This is a genomic window from Psychrosphaera saromensis, assembly GCF_002954545.1.
GTDB classification, from domain to species: domain Bacteria; phylum Pseudomonadota; class Gammaproteobacteria; order Enterobacterales; family Alteromonadaceae; genus Psychrosphaera; species Psychrosphaera saromensis.
In genome coordinates, this window is the sequence record NZ_MSCH01000003.1 from 2,059,069 (window position 1) to 2,076,641 (window position 17,573).

Here is a 17,573-nt window from a genome sequence, read left to right on the forward strand (position 1 = left end):
AGTATTAGCGATAAAGTATTAATATCATTACAATAATTACGTTAAAGTAATGTACCAATAAAAATAGGTTGTGAATTTAAATGAGTATTTGGTTTTCTAATCCACAGTTAAATGAAATTAACTCGTGGAGCAAAGGCACTATGTTGGAGCATCTGGGAATTACAATCACCGACATTGGTGATGATTATATAGAAGGGGTAATGCCTGCTGATCATCGTACCTTTCAACCATTTAAATTGGTTCATGGTGGCGCAAATGTAGTTTTGGCTGAATCGTTAGGTTCGATTGGCGCACAATTAACCATAGACCCAACTCTATTTTATTGTGTAGGCCAAGAAGTAAATGCCAACCATTTACGAGGCGTACGCCAAGGTGAAGTTAGAGGCCGAGCTGAACAAGTTTATAAAGGTAAAACCTCTCAAGTCTGGGAAATTAAATTATTTGATGACCGAAATAAAATGACATGTATTTCAAGATTAACCGTTGCGGTTGTTAAGGTAGTAAAACAATGAAAAATTTAATAGCGGTTTGTTTACTTGTGGTTTCTTTTATTAGTTTATCCACTCAAGCTGCAAACTTTGCAGATAACAGTGATGCTGAAAAAGACAAGGTTAAAACCACTGAAATAAAACCTATGGCTATTTCACCAGAAATGAAAGCTGTGATGGAACGAGGTACTAGCCCGTTAAACAACGGCTTGAATAACAATGGTCAAACAATAAATGTTGTTGATGGATTATCTAGCTCAGAACGTTTTGTAAAATATTTACGTTCAGGCTTTATCCATATCATTCCAAAAGGAATTGACCATATTTTATTTGTACTTGGACTATTTTTATCTACGGTAATATTTAGCAAACTTGTCTGGCAAGTCACCACGTTTACTTTGGCTCATAGTATTAGTTTAGGTTTAGCTGCCTCTGGTATTGTTCAAGTCAGTGCCGACATAGTGGAGCCTTTAATTGCACTGAGTATTGCGTTTGTTGCTTTTGAAAATCTTAGGGATCAAGAAACTGGCACTTCTCGATTAGCGATGGTATTTATCTTTGGCTTATTACATGGATTGGGCTTTGCCTTTGTATTAGCTGAATTTGGTTTACCATCGAACTCTTTCTTAATGTCATTGTTTGCCTTCAATATAGGTGTTGAAGTTGGTCAGTTGGCCGTTTTAGCTGTTGCTGCAGCGCTATTATATTCTTGGAGTAAAAAACCAAGCTATCGACTTTGTGTGCAAATTCCTGGGTCAATATTAATTGGGATCGTTGGATTATATTGGACAGTTGAAAGGGTATTAAATATTTAGGTTGTATTAAATTTAACCAAGGGTTAATGTAGAAGAGTTAATGTAATTACAACGACTTAGCTATCATTTTGTAACAACTAAGTTAATTTCCAACAATAATAATAAAGGAAATAGTATGAACTCTTCAAGCAAAGGTCTAGGATTAGGCACCATTATCATAGTGGTAATAATAATAGGCATAGTTACTTTTATAAGTAAGAATTAATTAGTCTCTAATTTAGCAAGGCATCAATAGTGGATAACAATCATATTATAACCTCTGTCACAGACAGTATATTAACGATAACTATTGCTAGAGAATCAGCAAAAAATGCATTGTCGTTAAACATGTACAGTCAGCTGACCGCTGCGTTACAACAATTAGATGACGATCCTACTATATCCGTTGCGATCATAACCGGTGGTGAAAACTGTTTTACCGCCGGAAATGACTTAAAGGACTTTTTAGCCGGAGGTGCATTAAATGAACAACACCCAACGGTTCAATTTCTTTACCAAATAGCCAGTACTAAGAAGCCTATAATAGCGGCGGTAGCTGGACCTGCTATCGGTATAGGCACAACTATGTTGCTACATTGTGATTTAGTTTATGCCGCAGACAATACAATATTCCAATTACCATTTGCTCAGTTAGGTTTATGCCCTGAAGCCGCCTGCAGTGAAATGTTACCTAGGATCACCGGCCACGTGAAAGCATTTGAAATGGTCGTGTTAGGTGACAGATTTAGCGCTAATGATGCACTAGAAATTGGCTTGATCAATAAAGTTTGCTCCAGCGATACCTTATTATCGCTAGCCGTTGAAACCGCCACAAGAATTACTAAATTACCTGAAAATGCGGTATCTACGAGTAAAAGCTTATTAAAAAGTAATACACAAGAACGTGTGTTAAATACAATTAAAGCTGAATTAACACAATTTGAAATGTTACTAAATTCAGAACAAAGCCAAAAAATCATATCGTCATTCTTTAGTAAAAAATAAAAACACCATATTTACCCGATCAGCTTATTTAACAAACATCCAGGTGTGAGTTATCCTCATTAATGTATTCAGACATACCACTATGTAGACTTTGACTATATAATGTCTAGAAATGTGAAGTTATTGGTTAAAGAAATATGTGTTCAGCCGATACTGATAGCAATTGTATTCATCGCTAGATTGCCAAAAATAGAATGTGTAGCTAATTTTTTTGTCGTTTAGAAATGAACCTTAATGTACTTGTGGAGTTATTAAATAAATGTCCAATTTAAGTTCACTGTCCTACCTCATTGTAGATGACGTTAGCTCGGTAAGAGCATTCTTAAAACAAACATTACTCCATATGGAAGCTTCTGAAATCTATGAGGCATCTTGTGGTGCAGAGGCAATTGAGTCATTTAAGCAAAATATCCCAGACGTGGTGTTTTTAGATATTGAGTTACCAGATGCCGACGGCCAAGAGCTGTTAAAGCAAATTCGCAGCATAAAAAGCAATGCATTTGTGGTGATGGTTTCAGCTCATAGTAATGTTGATAATGTGAAATATTCATTATCACACGGCGCTGCTGGTTTTATTGTTAAACCATTCTCACCGAAAAAGATCAGTACAATTTTGAAGAAGTTCCAAGGATAATTATGAAGTTACAAGATATGCAATCGTGTGCACCAAAAGCATTAAAATTACTAAAGACGATGGCAAATGAAAAACGACTTTATATTTTATGTAATTTACTAGATGGCGAACTATCGGTAAATGATTTGGCGGAACGAGTTGAACTTAGCCAATCGGCTTTATCTCAACACTTGGCAATATTACGAAAAGAACAGTTTGTGCAAACTAGAAAAGAATCTCAAACCGTGTATTACTCGTTACATGGCGAAGACACACAGCAAGTCATGCAACTATTACACAAGCTGTATTCTTAATCCGAGCATACCGCAGGGCTAAAAATCAGACATAAAAAAAGGAACCTAGGTTCCTTTTTTATTAACTATACAAAAGTATCTACATATTTTTTTGTAAGGTTAATTCAGCATCTGCTTTCATCTCAGGCAGACCCAAATTGTCATAAGCTTCAATCATAATCGTTAATGCATCTTTTACCGACGTACTTTGTTGGTAATATTCTAAAACGTATTTACAACGATTTAATGCCGCTACATAAGCAGAACGACGCATGTAATACTCAGCGATAACAATTTCATGATGCGCTAATTTGTCTAATAAAAACATCATACGTTTTTTTGCATCAGGAATGTATTTGCTATCTGGGTATGTATCTACCAGTTTATTAAAGTCGTTAAATGCATCACGAGAAGCAACCATATCTTTATCATCGCTTTCTATTCCAAAGAAGTCTTGAAAGCCATTTAAACCCGTTTCCATGTTTACCAAACCACGCATATAAATAACATAATCTAGTTGAGGGTGGTTGGGATTTAAGTTAATAAAACGGTCAATTGATGGTAGAGCTTCGGCAAATTTGCCAGACTTATAATAAGCAAACATTAAGTCTAATTGGATCTGACGAGACAGTGGTCCAAACGGATAACGTGTTTCTAAATCGCTTAACATAATGATTGCACGGTTATACATTCCATCATTTAGCGATTTTTTAGCTTCAACGTATCTAGCTTTCGGAGAATTGTCTGGAACTCGCTCAAGATCTTCTTCTGGCGAAGAGGTACAGGCTACAAGGCTTACAGACAAAACTGTTAATAAAGACAGTTGGCGAAGGGTGTTAAATTTAAACATTATTTACTACCTGGAGAGTTTTCTTTTCTCGTTATCAAAAAAATCACGTAGAATACGGCTATCGACAGCATTCTAACGTACTCTTCGTTAGCATGCACTTTCAAAATTCAAATTATTTATTATGACAAAACAAACAATTGAACTACAAGCACAAGTAAACGAAGAACAATTTGGCAAACGCTTAGATCAGGTTATTGCTGAATTGTTCCCTGAATATTCACGCAGCAGATTAAAAGAGTGGATCTTAGCCGAAAAAGTTCAAGTTGATGATGAAATAATTTCAAAACCTCGACAAAAAGTGAACGGCGGAGAAGATATTATCATTCATGCTGAATTGGATGTAGAAGTCCATCATCAGCCTGAAGACATCAAATTGGAAATTGTATACGAAGATGACGACATCTTAGTGATCAATAAGCCAATGGGATTAGTGGTACACCCAGGCGCTGGAAATCAGTCAGGCACTATCTTAAATGCATTGTTACACCATTATCCAGAAATAGATAAAGTGCCACGTGCTGGGATAGTTCATCGTCTGGACAAAGATACAACAGGCTTAATGGTGGTTGCTAAAACCGTACCTGCACAAACTCAGTTGGTTGCAGACTTACAAGCTCGTCAAGTGACGCGTGAGTATGAAGCTGTCTGTTTAGGTAGGTTAACTGCCGGCGGTACAGTGGATAAAGCAATCGGGCGTCATCCAACAAAACGAACCAGCATGGCAGTTAATGCGTTTGGTCGTGAGTCGGTTACGCATTACCGAGTTATTAAAAAGTTCAGAGAGCACACTCATATTCGATTAAGACTTGAAACCGGACGTACTCACCAAATAAGGGTACATATGTCACACATTAAACATCCTTTAGCGGGTGATGTTCAATATGGCGGACGAGTTAAGATACCAAAAGGTGCATCACAAGAATTAATCGAAACTATGCGTGGATTTAAACGACAAGCATTGCATGCCGCTATGTTACGTTTTCATCATCCAGTAACAGAAGAAGAAATGAAGTTTGAGGCGCCATTGCCAGACGATATTGTTCATTTGTTAGAGTCTCTTGACCTAGATCTTGAAGTGCATAAAGATGACATGGATTACTGCTAGTTTTCCTTATTTAGCGCCAGAGATTGCAGAAAAATTTGGTGCGATAACGACAACAAGAAAAGAGGGCGTTTCTTTAGCGCCTTTTGGTTCTTTTAATTTAGCCACACATGTTGGTGATAAGTTAACGCATGTGCGCGCTAACCGCGCCATCTTGCGTGATGCTTTAAGTAACGACCAATCTAAAGAATTAGATAAAGGATTACATAAAGAGTCATGTAGCAACAATCAAGAGCACAGCAATACCTACAGCCAACCTGAACCTTATTGGTTAGAACAAACCCACAGTGTCAAAGTGTTAGAATTACCACAGCAATACTTTTACGAATGCGCCACCAACAAAGCCCCAGAAGCGGATGCAAGCTTTACCAGTAAAACACAAACAACCTGTGTAGTGATGACGGCGGATTGTCTACCTTTGTTAATTGTAAACAATGATGCAACAGAAGTGGCAGCCATTCATGCTGGTTGGAAAGGTTTAGCCAATGGCATTATTGAACAAACAATGAATGCAATGAGCAGCTCAAACGAAACGTTACATGTTTGGTTAGGTCCAGCCATAGGTCCTAATGCATTTGAAGTGGGTGAGGATGTTAGGCAAGAGTTTATGCTGCAATCAAATCGTTACTCAACATGTTTTAGCCCTAAACAAGGCCAGCTTACAGAAACTAAACCCGCCGAAGGTAGAAAGTACCTAGCGGATATTTACTCATTAGCCAAAGTGCAGTTAAACGCGTTAGGTGTAAGGTATATTTCCGGTGGCGAATATTGCACTTACTCGCAAAGTGACCTGTTTTTCTCTTATCGTAAAGAGGGACAAACGGGCCGAATGGCATCGTTAATTTGGATAAAGAACTAAACGGCTCCTATAAAAGCTAACGACACTTATAAAAGTAATTATCTATATTCAATTAACCACTTCTTACACTCAACCAAACAACTTCTTATATTAAACAAACATGGTCTTGCTAAAACTACTCTGTTCTTTATTCCCAACTTACAAATATTTATCATTGTTTGTTTTAGAACAAACTTTCTATCAAATAAAACGCATAAACTGTAACTATAACTTAGCTTTGCCATTGAAATTTCGACTTTTGTCCTCAACTTTATAGTTAGAAGCTTATAAGTAAGCTAGGAATTAGCTAAGTAAGATATTAGATAAGCTAGGGACTGTTTATCTTTCATATTTTGAAATCTAGTCTCATTCGTTATTTGTTATCGGGTGAGGAAATACAATAACAATTGTCAAATTATCAGCCATGCTGGATGCCGTTAAAAAACGCCAACATTGCAGAATATGAAAAATAAACAGCCTCTAAAATAATTTAACTCATTAAGGGTATGAATATGCGTTTAGATAGATTAACCAACAAATTTCAGCAAGCCATTGCAGATGCTCAGTCGTTGGCGTTAGGCCGCGATCATCAATACATTGAGCCCGTGCATGTTTTACAGGCCTTATTAAATCAAAAAAATAGCACCATAATGACTATTTTGCATCACTGTCATATTAGTGCACCTGAGCTACGCTCAAAAGTATCAAGAGAACTAGAAAAAATTGCTACCGTCACCGGTGTAGGTGGCGACATTCAACTTGCTCGAGGTACCGCAAGCGCACTTAATTTATGTGACAAATTGGCACAGCAGCGCAAAGACAAATTTATCACCAGCGAAGTATTTTTATTAGCGCTGGTGGATGATGCAGGCGCAGCTGGCAAGATTTTAAAACTACTTGGTTTAACCAAAGAAAAAATTGATGCGGCAATTACATCAGTACGTGGCGGTCAAAAAGTTGAAGACCAAAATGCCGAAGACACAAGACAAGCATTAGAGAAATACACAGTCGATTTAACGGAACGTGCCGAGCAAGGTAAATTAGACCCGGTAATAGGCCGAGACCAAGAAATCCGCCGTACCATACAAGTATTACAACGTAGAACCAAAAACAATCCAGTATTAATTGGTGAGCCTGGTGTTGGTAAAACTGCGATTGTAGAAGGACTAGCTCAACGAATTATTAACGGCGAAGTACCTGAAGGCTTAAAAGACAAACGCGTATTGTCATTGGATTTAGGCGCATTAATCGCGGGTGCTAAATACAAAGGTGAATTTGAAGAACGTCTTAAGTCTGTTCTAAATGAACTAGACAAAGAAGAAGGCCGCGTCATTCTGTTCATAGATGAGATTCATACTATGGTTGGCGCGGGTAAATCTGACGGCGCTATGGATGCAGGCAACATGTTAAAACCTGCGCTTGCTCGCGGTGAATTACATTGTGTTGGCGCAACGACATTAGATGAATATCGTAAATACATTGAAAAAGATGCAGCATTAGAACGTCGTTTCCAAAAAGTACAAGTAGACGAGCCAACCGTAGAAGACACTATTGCCATATTACGTGGCCTTAAAGAACGTTATGAATTACATCACTCGGTAGATATTACTGACCCTGCCATTGTTGCAGCGGCACAGCTTTCTCACCGTTATATAAGTGACCGTCAATTACCTGACAAAGCCATTGATTTAATTGATGAAGCGGGTTCAAGCATTCGTATGCAAATTGACTCAAAACCAGAAGAGCTTGAACAACTAGAACGTAAGATCATCCAGTTAAAACTGGAAGATAACGCACTGTTAAAAGAAACGGATGAAGCGAGTAAAAATCGCTTAATGATCATTCGTGAACAAATCAAAGAGCTTGATAGTAAATACAATGAATTGGATGAAGTGTGGGTTTCTGAAAAAGCCGCATTAACAGGCACCCAAAATATTAAAGAAACTCTTGAACAAGCCAGAATGGACTTAGAGGTAGCTCGCCGTGCTAGCGATTTACAGCGTATGTCAGAGCTACAATATGGCCGTATTCCAGAGCTAGAAAAACAATTGGATTTAGCATCTCAAGTAGATATGCACGGCATGACTTTGTTACGTAACAAAGTAACTGAAACGGAAATAGCTGATGTGTTATCTCGTTGGACAGGCATTCCAGTTAATAAAATGCTTGAAAGCGAACGTGACAAACTTTTACTGTTAGAAGCGCAATTGCATAAAAAAGTAGTTGGTCAGTCAGAAGCTGTAGTGGCCGTAGCTAATGCAATTCGCCGTTCACGTGCAGGATTATCAGATCCTAACCGACCAAATGGCTCATTCTTATTCTTAGGCCCAACAGGGGTTGGTAAAACAGAATTGACCAAAGCCTTGGCTAACTTCTTGTTTGACTCTGAAGATTCAATGGTACGCATTGATATGTCTGAGTTTATGGAAAAACATTCGGTGGCTCGTTTAATTGGTGCGCCTCCAGGTTATGTTGGTTATGAAGAGGGCGGCTACTTAACCGAAGCTGTACGTCGTAAACCATATTCAGTTATTTTGTTAGATGAAGTTGAAAAAGCGCATCCAGATGTATTTAATATTCTATTACAGGTATTAGATGAAGGTCGCTTAACCGACGGTCAAGGCCGTACGGTCGACTTTAAAAATACTGTGATCATCATGACATCGAACTTAGGTTCAGACATGATCCAAAGCATGTACGTAAACGACTCAGACAATAACTACCAGCAAATGAAAGCGGCAGTCATGGAAGTGGTTGGTAAACACTTTAGACCTGAATTTATTAATAGGATTGATGACACAGTTGTGTTCCATCCACTTAATAAAGCAGAAATAAAAGAGATAGCCGTTATTCAATTAGCAGGATTACGCAAACGCTTGGCTGAACAAGACGTAGAGTTGGAACTAACAGACGCCGCGCTTGATAAAATTGCTGACGCAGGTTTTGACCCAGTATATGGCGCAAGACCTTTAAAACGCGCAATCCAAATGTACATTGAAAACAAACTAGCTCAAGAGCTATTGGGTGGCAATATCAAGCCAAAAGATAAAGTGGTTATGGACTTGGTGGATGATGAGTTTGTGATTGTTAGATGATTTTGGGCTTTAGGGCTTTAGGGCTTTAGGGCTTTAGGGCTTTAAAGCTGGAAGGAAAAAAAAGCAGTCTTTAGTTTAATGCTCAATATCGAGTGTTAAATTGGGGCTGCTTTTTTGTTGATTAATTTGTTAATAAAACGGGTCAGGGCTGTATGCTCCCCACAATTAAAGAAGAAGGTAGGAGATAGTTAACTTAATCAACCAAACGATTTTTCTTCAGCATCTGTTGTTTTAATTGACTGTTTTCAAAACCTAATCGAGTCATGACTTCTTCCGATATATCAATCACATCACCTACGCCGATAACATTCCACAAACGCTCTTCTATTTCTTTGGCTCTATGAAGTGCGTAATCACCAACATAGGCTAACTCTTTGGCAATGTAGTTCATGTCGGGTCTACCGGTGCGAGAGATAAACACTCTATAAGCAAAGAATATATCGGTTTTAATTGCTGAGTCGATAAAGCTGGTTAGCTTTTCCGTGGTCATAAATTGGTCGTCGTATTGCGCCATAAATGCACGAATTTCGCTTTTTTCATTTGGTCTAAATCTAAGATATAAGTCAACGTATTCTGGTTTGTCAGCACGTTTTAATTTAGTCAAAATAGGCGAGAATACTGAGATTAACGCATGATCTTTTAACAAAGGATAAAAGGTTGTTTCATGAGCATCAGGTTTATATTTTAATAACATCTGATGTAATAAGTTTGTTTCAGTGCCTTTGCCTGCGGTATTTACTCTGAGCTTGCTATTTTCTTTGGCAAAATACATCGGGAAGTTATGAATACTTTTAGCCGCGATATTACGTAAGCATTTAGATAATCCATGGAATTTACTTTCCATTTTTGCTGGCGTTAATTTGGCTTTGTTTTGATTAATTAGCTTTTTGAAAAACTTGGACGCTGTGTGTTCACCGTTAGGTTCAAATGTGCGTAAGTTTATAATTAACTTATTACGCGAAATAGTCATCACTTCATAAGGTAGCTTTTCTAACTTAAAGGCTTTAGTCACGCGCTGGAAGTCCGGCATAGACAATAGAACGATGTCACCTTTTTTGTGAGCATCCGCTTCGTCTAACACTATTTGCAAACCGTGCTCGGAAAAGTCTCTTGTTTCGCCATAGATACTGGTATCAGAATTAGGATCTTCAATACGAATGCCAGACTTATAAAGGTAACGTTCTTCTGAGCGTAAATTAACGTACTCAATAGACTCTACAACAATGGAAATATAACGTTTTAACTTAGGGTGACCAAACTGCGTCAATTTACGCACTAAGTCTTGACTGAATTCATGAGTTTGTTGATATTGCTCGGCAAAGTTATCACCGGTTAACGGTGTCATAGTGACAACGTATTTTAGGCCTGACAACATTGACTGAATTTTTTCTGAAGGTGGTTGGTTTAATAGCTTTATTTCTTCACCAGCACTGTCAGGAATAGATAAAGGTAAATATCCGTCTGCTTCATTGGCTATCGAGACTTGTAGCTTAAATACTTTCCAGCTGGCTTTTTTGGAACCAAAACCGATAAAGGCATCTTTTAATTCAGGACTGGCGTTCAGTTCTTCAGAAGTTGCCGTATAAAAATAAAGTTTGCCTTGTTTAGCGTGAGTAAAACAAAACAGCAGAGACTCTTGAATTAAATTACCTGAGCTTAAAATTGCGTCAATACGAGCTTCATTTAACACTTGTTGTAATATTAAGCTTTTATTCTCATCACTAAAATAGCCTAAGGTTTCACGATTATTCTCAGTGGCTAATGCCATCGTTGGTAATAATCTGCCTTGAACTTCTCGCATGAAAATAGGTAATGATGTTGCTCTTGGCAAATAATATTGCTCAAAGCCTTTTATAATAATTGCGTCTAAGGTGTTTTCTAAATTCACTTTATAACGACGTTTATTACTGTTTATAAAGTCACTTAAAAACTCATCAAATGAACCGACTTCTTCAGCAAAAGAGCGTTTCATTCGGATGTAATTATAATTGGGGCCAGCATTTTCAATACCAACGATTTCGTATTGAATTCCGTCAGTAAGGTTAAGCGAAACTTCGTCTTCAAGTCCGGTTAAAAAGAGTGAGATCTTTTGTCCTAAGGCGACATCTTTAGCCGAGGGTATTTTTACTTTAGCACCGCTAATGGAGAGGTCGCTTGTGTTGGCTTTTAATACATTGCCAATACCAAACTGTAATTCCACATTAATACTAAAATTCATACGCTCTTCGTTGCGTATGCCGTATTGAGCAAAGTGGACGATTTCTCCGCCATGTTCTGAGATCACTCTATTGGCCGGATTCTTTTCTTTTACTTTCTCTACGGTTTTAGGAGCTAAGGTTTTGTCTTTTTCTGTAAGGCGTTTTTCTTGTTGGATTTTATCCATGATCTTGAAATTATTGTCAGCGTGTAATACTGCTTCGTAAACACCAACCGTATAACGACCGAACTTTTCTATCTGTTGTTCAAATATTTTTTTGGCTAACTCATCTAGGTAGTGGACTTGACCTTTGTGTTCAAAAGAACTGGTTTCACCATCGACACTACCGCGTAAATCAATCAGGCGGGCACAAGGTTGGGCTAAACGTTTTAGCTCCATTTTAATTAAAAATTGCTTTGATTTGGGCACGTCGATAGTCGCGGATTTGAACTGTTCGTCAAAATCCGGTTGATTTATCACTGCTTTTAGTTCTTCAATGATCCCATTGAACTCCTGTAAGTCAGCTGCCATGAATTAAATAACCTTTTGATTTTATTGTTTTTATTATCGCTGTTAAATCGCGAGTCGTAAATAGTTAACCACTTATTTATATTGAAATGACTAAATAAGTAGATTTATATTTGAATCTATACACTTGCTAAGCAACAAATATGCCATAGAAAATAAGAGCGTGTTAGCAAAATAATCAGGATAAGACCCCGCTAGTTTCATTTATACAATTAATATTATTGTTCATTAGGTACGAGTTTATGCTTATTGAAATTATCTTTATCGGGTAAACTTAAACATCTACTTTGAATACTTGGTTGCAATAAAGGAAATAAACGTCAATGGCAAAAGCAAAAATAGCATATGTATGCAGTGATTGTGGTGGGGAGTTTCCAAGATGGCAAGGCCAGTGCACAGAATGTGGTGCTTGGAATACCATCTCAGAGTTTAGAGTTGCGCCAAAGCAAGCTGCCGCTGCGTCTAAATATGAAGGTTATGCAGGCCAAGTAGAGAATAAAGTACAAACCTTAAGTAGCATTGATTTACAGGCGTTGCCTAGATTTAGCAGCGGTTATAAAGAGCTTGACCGAGTTTTAGGCGGCGGGATTGTTCCGGGATCCGCTATCTTAATAGGTGGCAGCCCTGGTGCTGGTAAAAGTACCTTGTTATTACAAACCATGTGTTATTTAGCTGAGCATATGACCACGCTTTATGTCACAGGTGAAGAAAGCTTACAGCAAGTTGCCATGCGTGCTCACCGTTTAGGTTTACCAACCAACAAATTAAACGTATTAGCCGAAACCAATGTAGAAACCATTTGTACTCACGCGGTTAATTTAAAACCATCAATAATAGTGGTGGACTCAATTCAAGTTATGCATGTATTAGACGTGGCCTCAGCACCAGGCAGTGTGTCGCAAGTTCGTGAGGGCGCGGCGTATTTAACGCGTTTTGCGAAACAAAATAATGTGGCCGTTGTGTTAGTGGGTCATGTAACTAAAGACGGTTCGCTTGCGGGTCCTAAAGTGTTGGAACACTGTATTGATGCAAGTGTCATGTTAGATGGTGACGAAGACGGACGCTATCGAACACTACGCGGCACTAAAAACCGATTTGGTGCAGTAAACGAACTTGGCGTCTTTGCCATGACAGACAAAGGGCTAAAAGAAGTGAGTAATCCATCTGCCATATTTTTGAATAGGGCAGAAGGGGACTCTTCTGGCAGTTCAGTTACGGTTTTATGGGAAGGGACACGTCCGTTATTAGTAGAAATCCAGGCTTTGGTTGATGCCTCACAAATGGGCAACCCTCGTCGGATTGCGGTTGGTTTAGATCAAAATCGTTTAGCTATGTTGTTGGCTGTTTTGCATCGTCATGGCGGTTTGATGCTGGGCGACCAAGATGTATTTGTTAATGTGGTTGGCGGCGTAAAAGTGACAGAAACCAGTGTGGATTTGGCGTTATTATTAGCTATGGTTTCTAGCTTCCGTGATCATCCACTTGACCGCGAGTTGGTGGTATTTGGTGAAGTTGGTTTGGCTGGCGAAATTCGACCTGTGCCAAGCGGACAAGAACGATTACGAGAAGCAGCTAAACATGGATTTAAAAAGGCTATAGTGCCTAAGTCCAATATGCCAAAAGAGCCGATTGCCGGAATGAAAGTAATTGGTATCTCTAGATTGTCTGAAGCGTTAGAGCATTTATAAGAGTGTTATAAAAACTCGATTGAGTTCTTTGTTTTGATTCAGCCGTTTTGTTTAATTTGTGACGAGCTTTTTGCTTTGATAGAAAAAGCTCGTTAGCGTAATTTACGGATAAGATAAGCTAGTTAGCTCTCTATTTAAAAAGTCTTCATCGCCAAGATTTAAAGTAATTAAACGTTTTAAATGAGACACACTTTCCAAGTCCATCTTAGTACAGGCAATACCAATATTTTGTTTTTCAACATGAGCGATAAAACCAAAGATCTTAATAGTGATCTCCGTATCAGGTAACGTAAAAGACAAAGTACAATCTTTATCTGTGTATTCACTTAGGTCGGTTTCAGATTTTATTAACGCACCTTTTAAAGATAAATCGACCAAGCTGGTTTCATAGGTTTTTTCACCTACTTTTAAACTAGCCACAGTAGAAAAGATGATGCGAGTAAAACGTCTTTTATCTTCCATATGAAAACCTTAACAGTTGAATTAAATATAATATTTTTATTATGTGATTAACATTATCATGGTTCTAGATTGCTCAAATTGCAAGCATTAAAAAAGGGCATGAATACTATTAGTATATGCCCTTTTTAATATTTATAGCTTGGTAAAAGTAGAACGTTTACCGGATGATCATTTTAATCTTTTGTATTTGATCCTATGAGGTTCTGCTGCTGCAGCACCATAGGTTTTCTTCATCCATTCGTCATATTCAGTAAAGTTACCTTCAAAGAAGTTAACCTGACCTTCATCACGATAATCGATTATATGAGTCGCAATTCTATCTAAAAACCAGCGGTCATGTGAAATAACCATGGCACAACCTGGGAATTCTAAAATAGCTTCTTCCAGCGCTCGCAAGGTTTCAATATCCAAGTCATTCGTTGGCTCATCCAGTAATAATACATTACCACCGGTCTTTACTAACTTAGCTAAATGAACACGATTACGCTCACCACCAGATAGTTGACCAATGATCTTTTGTTGATCAGAGCCTTTAAAGTTAAAGCGGCCTACGTAAGCGCGCGAAGGCACTTCATAAGTACCAATTTGAATCAGTTCACTGCCACCTGATATTTCTTCATAAACGGTTTTAGAGTCGTCCATGTCGTCACGGAACTGATCAACACTGGCAAGTTTTACCGTATCACCAAGAGTCACCGTACCAGAGTCTGGTGTTTCAGCGCCGGAAAGCATTTTAAATAAAGTAGATTTACCCGCGCCATTCGCGCCAATAATACCAACAATAGCGCCTTTAGGAATTGAGAAACTTAAATCATCAATTAAGACACGATCGCCATAAGACTTAGTTAAATTTTCAACATCTACCACTTTATCGCCAAGGCGAGGCCCCGGTGGAATATACAATTCGTTGGTTTCATTACGCTTTTGGTTTTCATTACTTGATAACTCTTCAAAGCGAGCCATACGAGCTTTACTTTTTGCTTGGCGACCTTTTGGATTTGAACGTACCCAATCAAGCTCATGCTTAATGGTTTTTGCTAAAGCATTTTCAGTACGTTTTTCTTGTGCAAGACGTGCATCTTTTTGCTCAAGCCAATTAGTATAATTACCTTCATAAGGAATACCGTGGCCACGGTCTAACTCTAAAATCCAACCGGCGACATTATCTAAGAAATATCTATCATGGGTAATAGCCACAACAGTACCAGAGTAGTCATGAAGGAAACGTTCCAGCCAAGCGACTGATTCTGCATCCAAGTGATTGGTTGGTTCATCAAGTAATAACATGTCTGGCTTTTCAAGCAGTAAGCGACATAGGGCAACACGACGACGTTCACCACCACTGAGAACCGCAATTTTTTGATCCCACTCTGGTAAACGTAGAGCGTCTGCAGCACGTTCTAGAGTGTTATCAATGTTATGACCGTCTTGTGCGTTGATAATATCTTCCAATTGACCTTGCTCTTTTGCAAGCTTGTCAAAGTCAGCACCTTCTTCAGCATATTCACTATAAACCTGGTCAAGACGCGCCATGGCATTTTTTACTTCAGATACAGCTTCTTCAACCGCTTCACGCACAGTTTGATTTTCATCAAGCTGAGGTTCTTGTGGTAAATAACCGATTTTAATACCAGAAAGGGCTTTTGCTTCACCTTCAAATTCTGTATCAACACCCGCCATAATTCTAAGTAAGGTTGATTTACCAGAACCGTTTAAACCTAAAACACCAATTTTAGCGCCAGGAAAAAAACTTAATGAAATGTCTTTTAATATTGTACGTTTCGGCGGAACAATTTTTGAAACGCGATTCATCGACATGATGAACTTATCTGGTAACAGCTGAGCCATATTGAAACCTTAAAAAATGAAAATGATGGTTAGTTTGCCAAAGATTAAAAATGGTAGTTTAACTCGGCATAAACAATGTGGTGAATGATAAGATAATTAACGGTCTGTTGTCTAAAGGTTAGTGATATTTATTAAGGTTAAATTATGCATTTTTATGTTTATTTATATTTCACTTAACCTGCACTAACTATAAGTGCTAAAAAGAAAGTAACAAGCCTGTGCCGTATTTTCTAACGGTCGATACTTAATTGTTCTAAATCATAAGTATTTCTAATGATTTGACTATATTATTTTTTTTAATTAGCGCGTATTATGTTGCCAAATTTTATTATGTAATGTTAACTTTTTAACTATCCTCTCTGTTAAAAATAATAGATGTCAGGAATGTTAGAAATGTTAGGTGTTAAAAACTTAAATCAGCCGAGGTGTGGACATGCTAAAACGTGATATGAATATTGCCGATTTTGACCCAGAGTTATGGGAATCAATTCAACAAGAAACCAAGCGTCAAGAAGATCATATTGAGTTAATCGCTTCTGAAAATTACTGTAGTCCACGTGTTATGGAAGCTCAAGGCTCACAATTAACGAACAAATACGCTGAAGGTTACCCAGGTAAGCGTTATTACGGTGGTTGTGAATATGTTGACGTTTCTGAGCAACTAGCTATCGACCGTGCCAATGAATTATTTGGTTCTGATTACGCTAATGTACAGCCACACTCTGGTTCTCAAGCAAACTCTGCGGTATTCCAAGCGTTAGTTAATCCAGGCGATACTATTTTAGGTATGAGCCTTGCTCATGGCGGTCACTTAACTCACGGTTCTCACGTAAGTTTCTCAGGTAAAATCTACAATGCAGTTCAGTACGGCATTAATGAAGCAACGGGTGAATTAGATTACGCAGAAGTTGAAAAATTAGCACGTGAACACAAACCTAAGATGATCATTGCTGGTTTCTCTGCATACTCAGGTATTGTTGATTGGGAACGTTTCCGCAAGATTGCTGATGAAGTTGGCGCATATTTATTTGTCGATATGGCTCACGTTGCAGGTTTAGTCGCTGCAGGTGAATACCCAAATCCAGTTCCTTTTGCACACGTTGTAACAACAACAACGCATAAAACACTAGCGGGTCCTCGTGGTGGTTTAATTATTTCTGGTTGTGGCGATGCTGATGTTTATAAAAAGCTAAACAGCGCTGTATTCCCTGGCGGTCAAGGTGGTCCTTTATGTCACGTTATTGCTGCTAAAGCGGTTGCGTTTAAAGAAGCACTACAACCTGACTTTAAAGTTTACCAAAAGCAAGTTGTTGTTAACGCTAAGAAAATGTGTGAAGTAATGATGTCTCGTGGCTACGATATCGTGTCTAACGGTACACAAAACCACTTATTCTTAGTTGATTTAATTGCTAAAAATATGACAGGTAAAGATGCTGACGCTGCGTTAGGTAAAGCATTTATTACGGTTAATAAGAACTCAGTTCCTAATGACCCACGCTCTCCATTTGTTACATCTGGTCTACGTTTAGGTACGCCTGCGGTAACTCGTCGTGGCATGAAAGAAGCTGAAATGGTTGAGTTAACTAACTTAATCTGTGATGTTTTAGACAACATTGAAGACGAAGCAAACATTGAAAGCGTTAAAGGTAAAATTAAAGACCTTTGTGCACGTTTCCCTGTTTACGGCTAAGCATTAGCCGAGTACAAAAGTTAAGCTAAATAGTTGCTCGAAAACAGCACCTTAGCTGTGTTAAACTAAACCGCGATTTTTC

The 17,573-nt window shown here is 38.2% G+C and carries 14 protein-coding genes; 10 read left to right on the forward strand and 4 right to left on the reverse strand.

What is annotated here, in order from left to right:
- The first annotated feature begins 80 nt into the window (after positions 1-80).
- From BTO11_RS09215 to BTO11_RS09235, 5 genes are all read left to right on the forward strand, one after another.
- Positions 81-512 (forward strand): hotdog fold thioesterase, encoded by a 432-nt coding sequence (locus BTO11_RS09215; protein WP_105052334.1) that lies wholly within the window; start codon positions 81-83, stop codon positions 510-512.
- Positions 509-1,303, forward strand: coding sequence for a HupE/UreJ family protein (locus BTO11_RS09220; protein WP_105052335.1), 795 nt, complete (start codon positions 509-511; stop codon positions 1,301-1,303). Before BTO11_RS09215 ends, BTO11_RS09220 begins: the two co-directional genes overlap by 4 nt.
- Positions 1,304-1,537: 234 nt before the next feature.
- Positions 1,538-2,287: an enoyl-CoA hydratase-related protein gene (locus BTO11_RS09225; RefSeq protein WP_105052336.1), complete on the forward strand. Its 750-nt coding sequence runs from the start codon at positions 1,538-1,540 to the stop codon at positions 2,285-2,287.
- Positions 2,288-2,546: 259 nt separating this feature from the next.
- Complete coding sequence (locus BTO11_RS09230) at positions 2,547-2,921, forward strand: response regulator (protein ID WP_105052337.1); 375 nt, start codon at positions 2,547-2,549, stop codon at positions 2,919-2,921.
- A 2-nt stretch (positions 2,922-2,923) separates the two neighbouring features.
- Positions 2,924-3,214 (forward strand): ArsR/SmtB family transcription factor, encoded by a 291-nt coding sequence (locus BTO11_RS09235; protein WP_105052338.1) that lies wholly within the window; start codon positions 2,924-2,926, stop codon positions 3,212-3,214.
- Between the two features lie 79 nt (positions 3,215-3,293).
- On the opposite strand, the gene BTO11_RS09240 is transcribed toward BTO11_RS09235, so the two are convergent.
- Positions 3,294-4,043, reverse strand: a complete 750-nt coding sequence (locus BTO11_RS09240) for an outer membrane protein assembly factor BamD (protein WP_105052339.1) — start codon at positions 4,041-4,043, stop codon at positions 3,294-3,296.
- Positions 4,044-4,164: 121 nt separating this feature from the next.
- Here BTO11_RS09240 and rluD point away from each other — a divergent pair, with 121 nt between their 5' ends.
- From rluD to clpB, 3 genes are all read left to right on the forward strand, one after another.
- Positions 4,165-5,148: a 23S rRNA pseudouridine(1911/1915/1917) synthase RluD gene (gene rluD, locus BTO11_RS09245; protein WP_105052340.1), complete on the forward strand. Its 984-nt coding sequence runs from the start codon at positions 4,165-4,167 to the stop codon at positions 5,146-5,148.
- Positions 5,129-6,004, forward strand: a complete 876-nt coding sequence (gene pgeF, locus BTO11_RS09250; RefSeq protein ID WP_105052341.1) for a peptidoglycan editing factor PgeF — start codon at positions 5,129-5,131, stop codon at positions 6,002-6,004. Before rluD ends, pgeF begins: the two co-directional genes overlap by 20 nt.
- A gap of 491 nt (positions 6,005-6,495) precedes the next feature.
- Complete coding sequence (gene clpB, locus BTO11_RS09255; RefSeq protein ID WP_105052342.1) at positions 6,496-9,078, forward strand: ATP-dependent chaperone ClpB; 2,583 nt, start codon at positions 6,496-6,498, stop codon at positions 9,076-9,078.
- 193 nt (positions 9,079-9,271) lie between these two features.
- Here the strand turns inward: clpB and BTO11_RS09260 are convergent, their stop codons facing one another.
- Positions 9,272-11,806, reverse strand: coding sequence for a PilZ domain-containing protein (locus BTO11_RS09260; protein WP_105052343.1), 2,535 nt, complete (start codon positions 11,804-11,806; stop codon positions 9,272-9,274).
- 320 nt (positions 11,807-12,126) lie between these two features.
- Here BTO11_RS09260 and radA point away from each other — a divergent pair, with 320 nt between their 5' ends.
- Positions 12,127-13,491, forward strand: coding sequence for a DNA repair protein RadA (gene radA / locus BTO11_RS09265; RefSeq protein WP_105052344.1), 1,365 nt, complete (start codon positions 12,127-12,129; stop codon positions 13,489-13,491).
- A 102-nt stretch (positions 13,492-13,593) separates the two neighbouring features.
- Here radA and BTO11_RS09270 read toward each other — a convergent pair whose 3' ends face one another.
- Both BTO11_RS09270 and ettA read right to left on the reverse strand, forming a co-directional pair.
- The gene (locus BTO11_RS09270) at positions 13,594-13,953 is read right to left on the reverse strand and encodes a PilZ domain-containing protein (protein WP_105052345.1); all 360 of its coding nucleotides are present in this window, start codon (positions 13,951-13,953) and stop codon (positions 13,594-13,596) included.
- A gap of 168 nt (positions 13,954-14,121) precedes the next feature.
- Positions 14,122-15,801 carry an energy-dependent translational throttle protein EttA gene (ettA, locus tag BTO11_RS09275; RefSeq protein WP_105052346.1) on the reverse strand — a complete coding sequence of 560 codons (1,680 nt, stop codon included), beginning with the start codon at positions 15,799-15,801 and terminating at the stop codon, positions 14,122-14,124.
- 433 nt (positions 15,802-16,234) lie between these two features.
- Between ettA and glyA the strand changes: the two genes are divergently transcribed.
- Complete coding sequence (glyA, locus tag BTO11_RS09280; RefSeq protein ID WP_105052347.1) at positions 16,235-17,491, forward strand: serine hydroxymethyltransferase; 1,257 nt, start codon at positions 16,235-16,237, stop codon at positions 17,489-17,491.
- Positions 17,492-17,573: the final 82 nt, after the last annotated feature.

Excerpts from the sequence above, each read along its gene's own strand:
- BTO11_RS09260 (WP_105052343.1), bottom strand. The coding sequence starts at position 11,806 with ATGGCAGCTGACTTACAGGAGTTCAATGGGATCATTGAAGAACTAAAA.
- radA (WP_105052344.1), top strand. The coding sequence starts at position 12,127 with ATGGCAAAAGCAAAAATAGCATATGTATGCAGTGATTGTGGTGGGGAG.
- BTO11_RS09215 (WP_105052334.1), top strand. The coding sequence starts at position 81 with ATGAGTATTTGGTTTTCTAATCCACAGTTAAATGAAATTAACTCGTGG.
- ettA (WP_105052346.1), bottom strand. The coding sequence starts at position 15,801 with ATGGCTCAGCTGTTACCAGATAAGTTCATCATGTCGATGAATCGCGTT.
- rluD (WP_105052340.1), top strand. The coding sequence starts at position 4,165 with ATGACAAAACAAACAATTGAACTACAAGCACAAGTAAACGAAGAACAA.
- BTO11_RS09230 (WP_105052337.1), top strand. The coding sequence starts at position 2,547 with ATGTCCAATTTAAGTTCACTGTCCTACCTCATTGTAGATGACGTTAGC.
- clpB (WP_105052342.1), top strand. The coding sequence starts at position 6,496 with ATGCGTTTAGATAGATTAACCAACAAATTTCAGCAAGCCATTGCAGAT.
- BTO11_RS09240 (WP_105052339.1), bottom strand. The coding sequence starts at position 4,043 with ATGTTTAAATTTAACACCCTTCGCCAACTGTCTTTATTAACAGTTTTG.
- pgeF (WP_105052341.1), top strand. The coding sequence starts at position 5,129 with ATGACATGGATTACTGCTAGTTTTCCTTATTTAGCGCCAGAGATTGCA.
- BTO11_RS09270 (WP_105052345.1), bottom strand. The coding sequence starts at position 13,953 with ATGGAAGATAAAAGACGTTTTACTCGCATCATCTTTTCTACTGTGGCT.
- glyA (WP_105052347.1), top strand. The coding sequence starts at position 16,235 with ATGCTAAAACGTGATATGAATATTGCCGATTTTGACCCAGAGTTATGG.
- BTO11_RS09235 (WP_105052338.1), top strand. The coding sequence starts at position 2,924 with ATGAAGTTACAAGATATGCAATCGTGTGCACCAAAAGCATTAAAATTA.
- BTO11_RS09220 (WP_105052335.1), top strand. The coding sequence starts at position 509 with ATGAAAAATTTAATAGCGGTTTGTTTACTTGTGGTTTCTTTTATTAGT.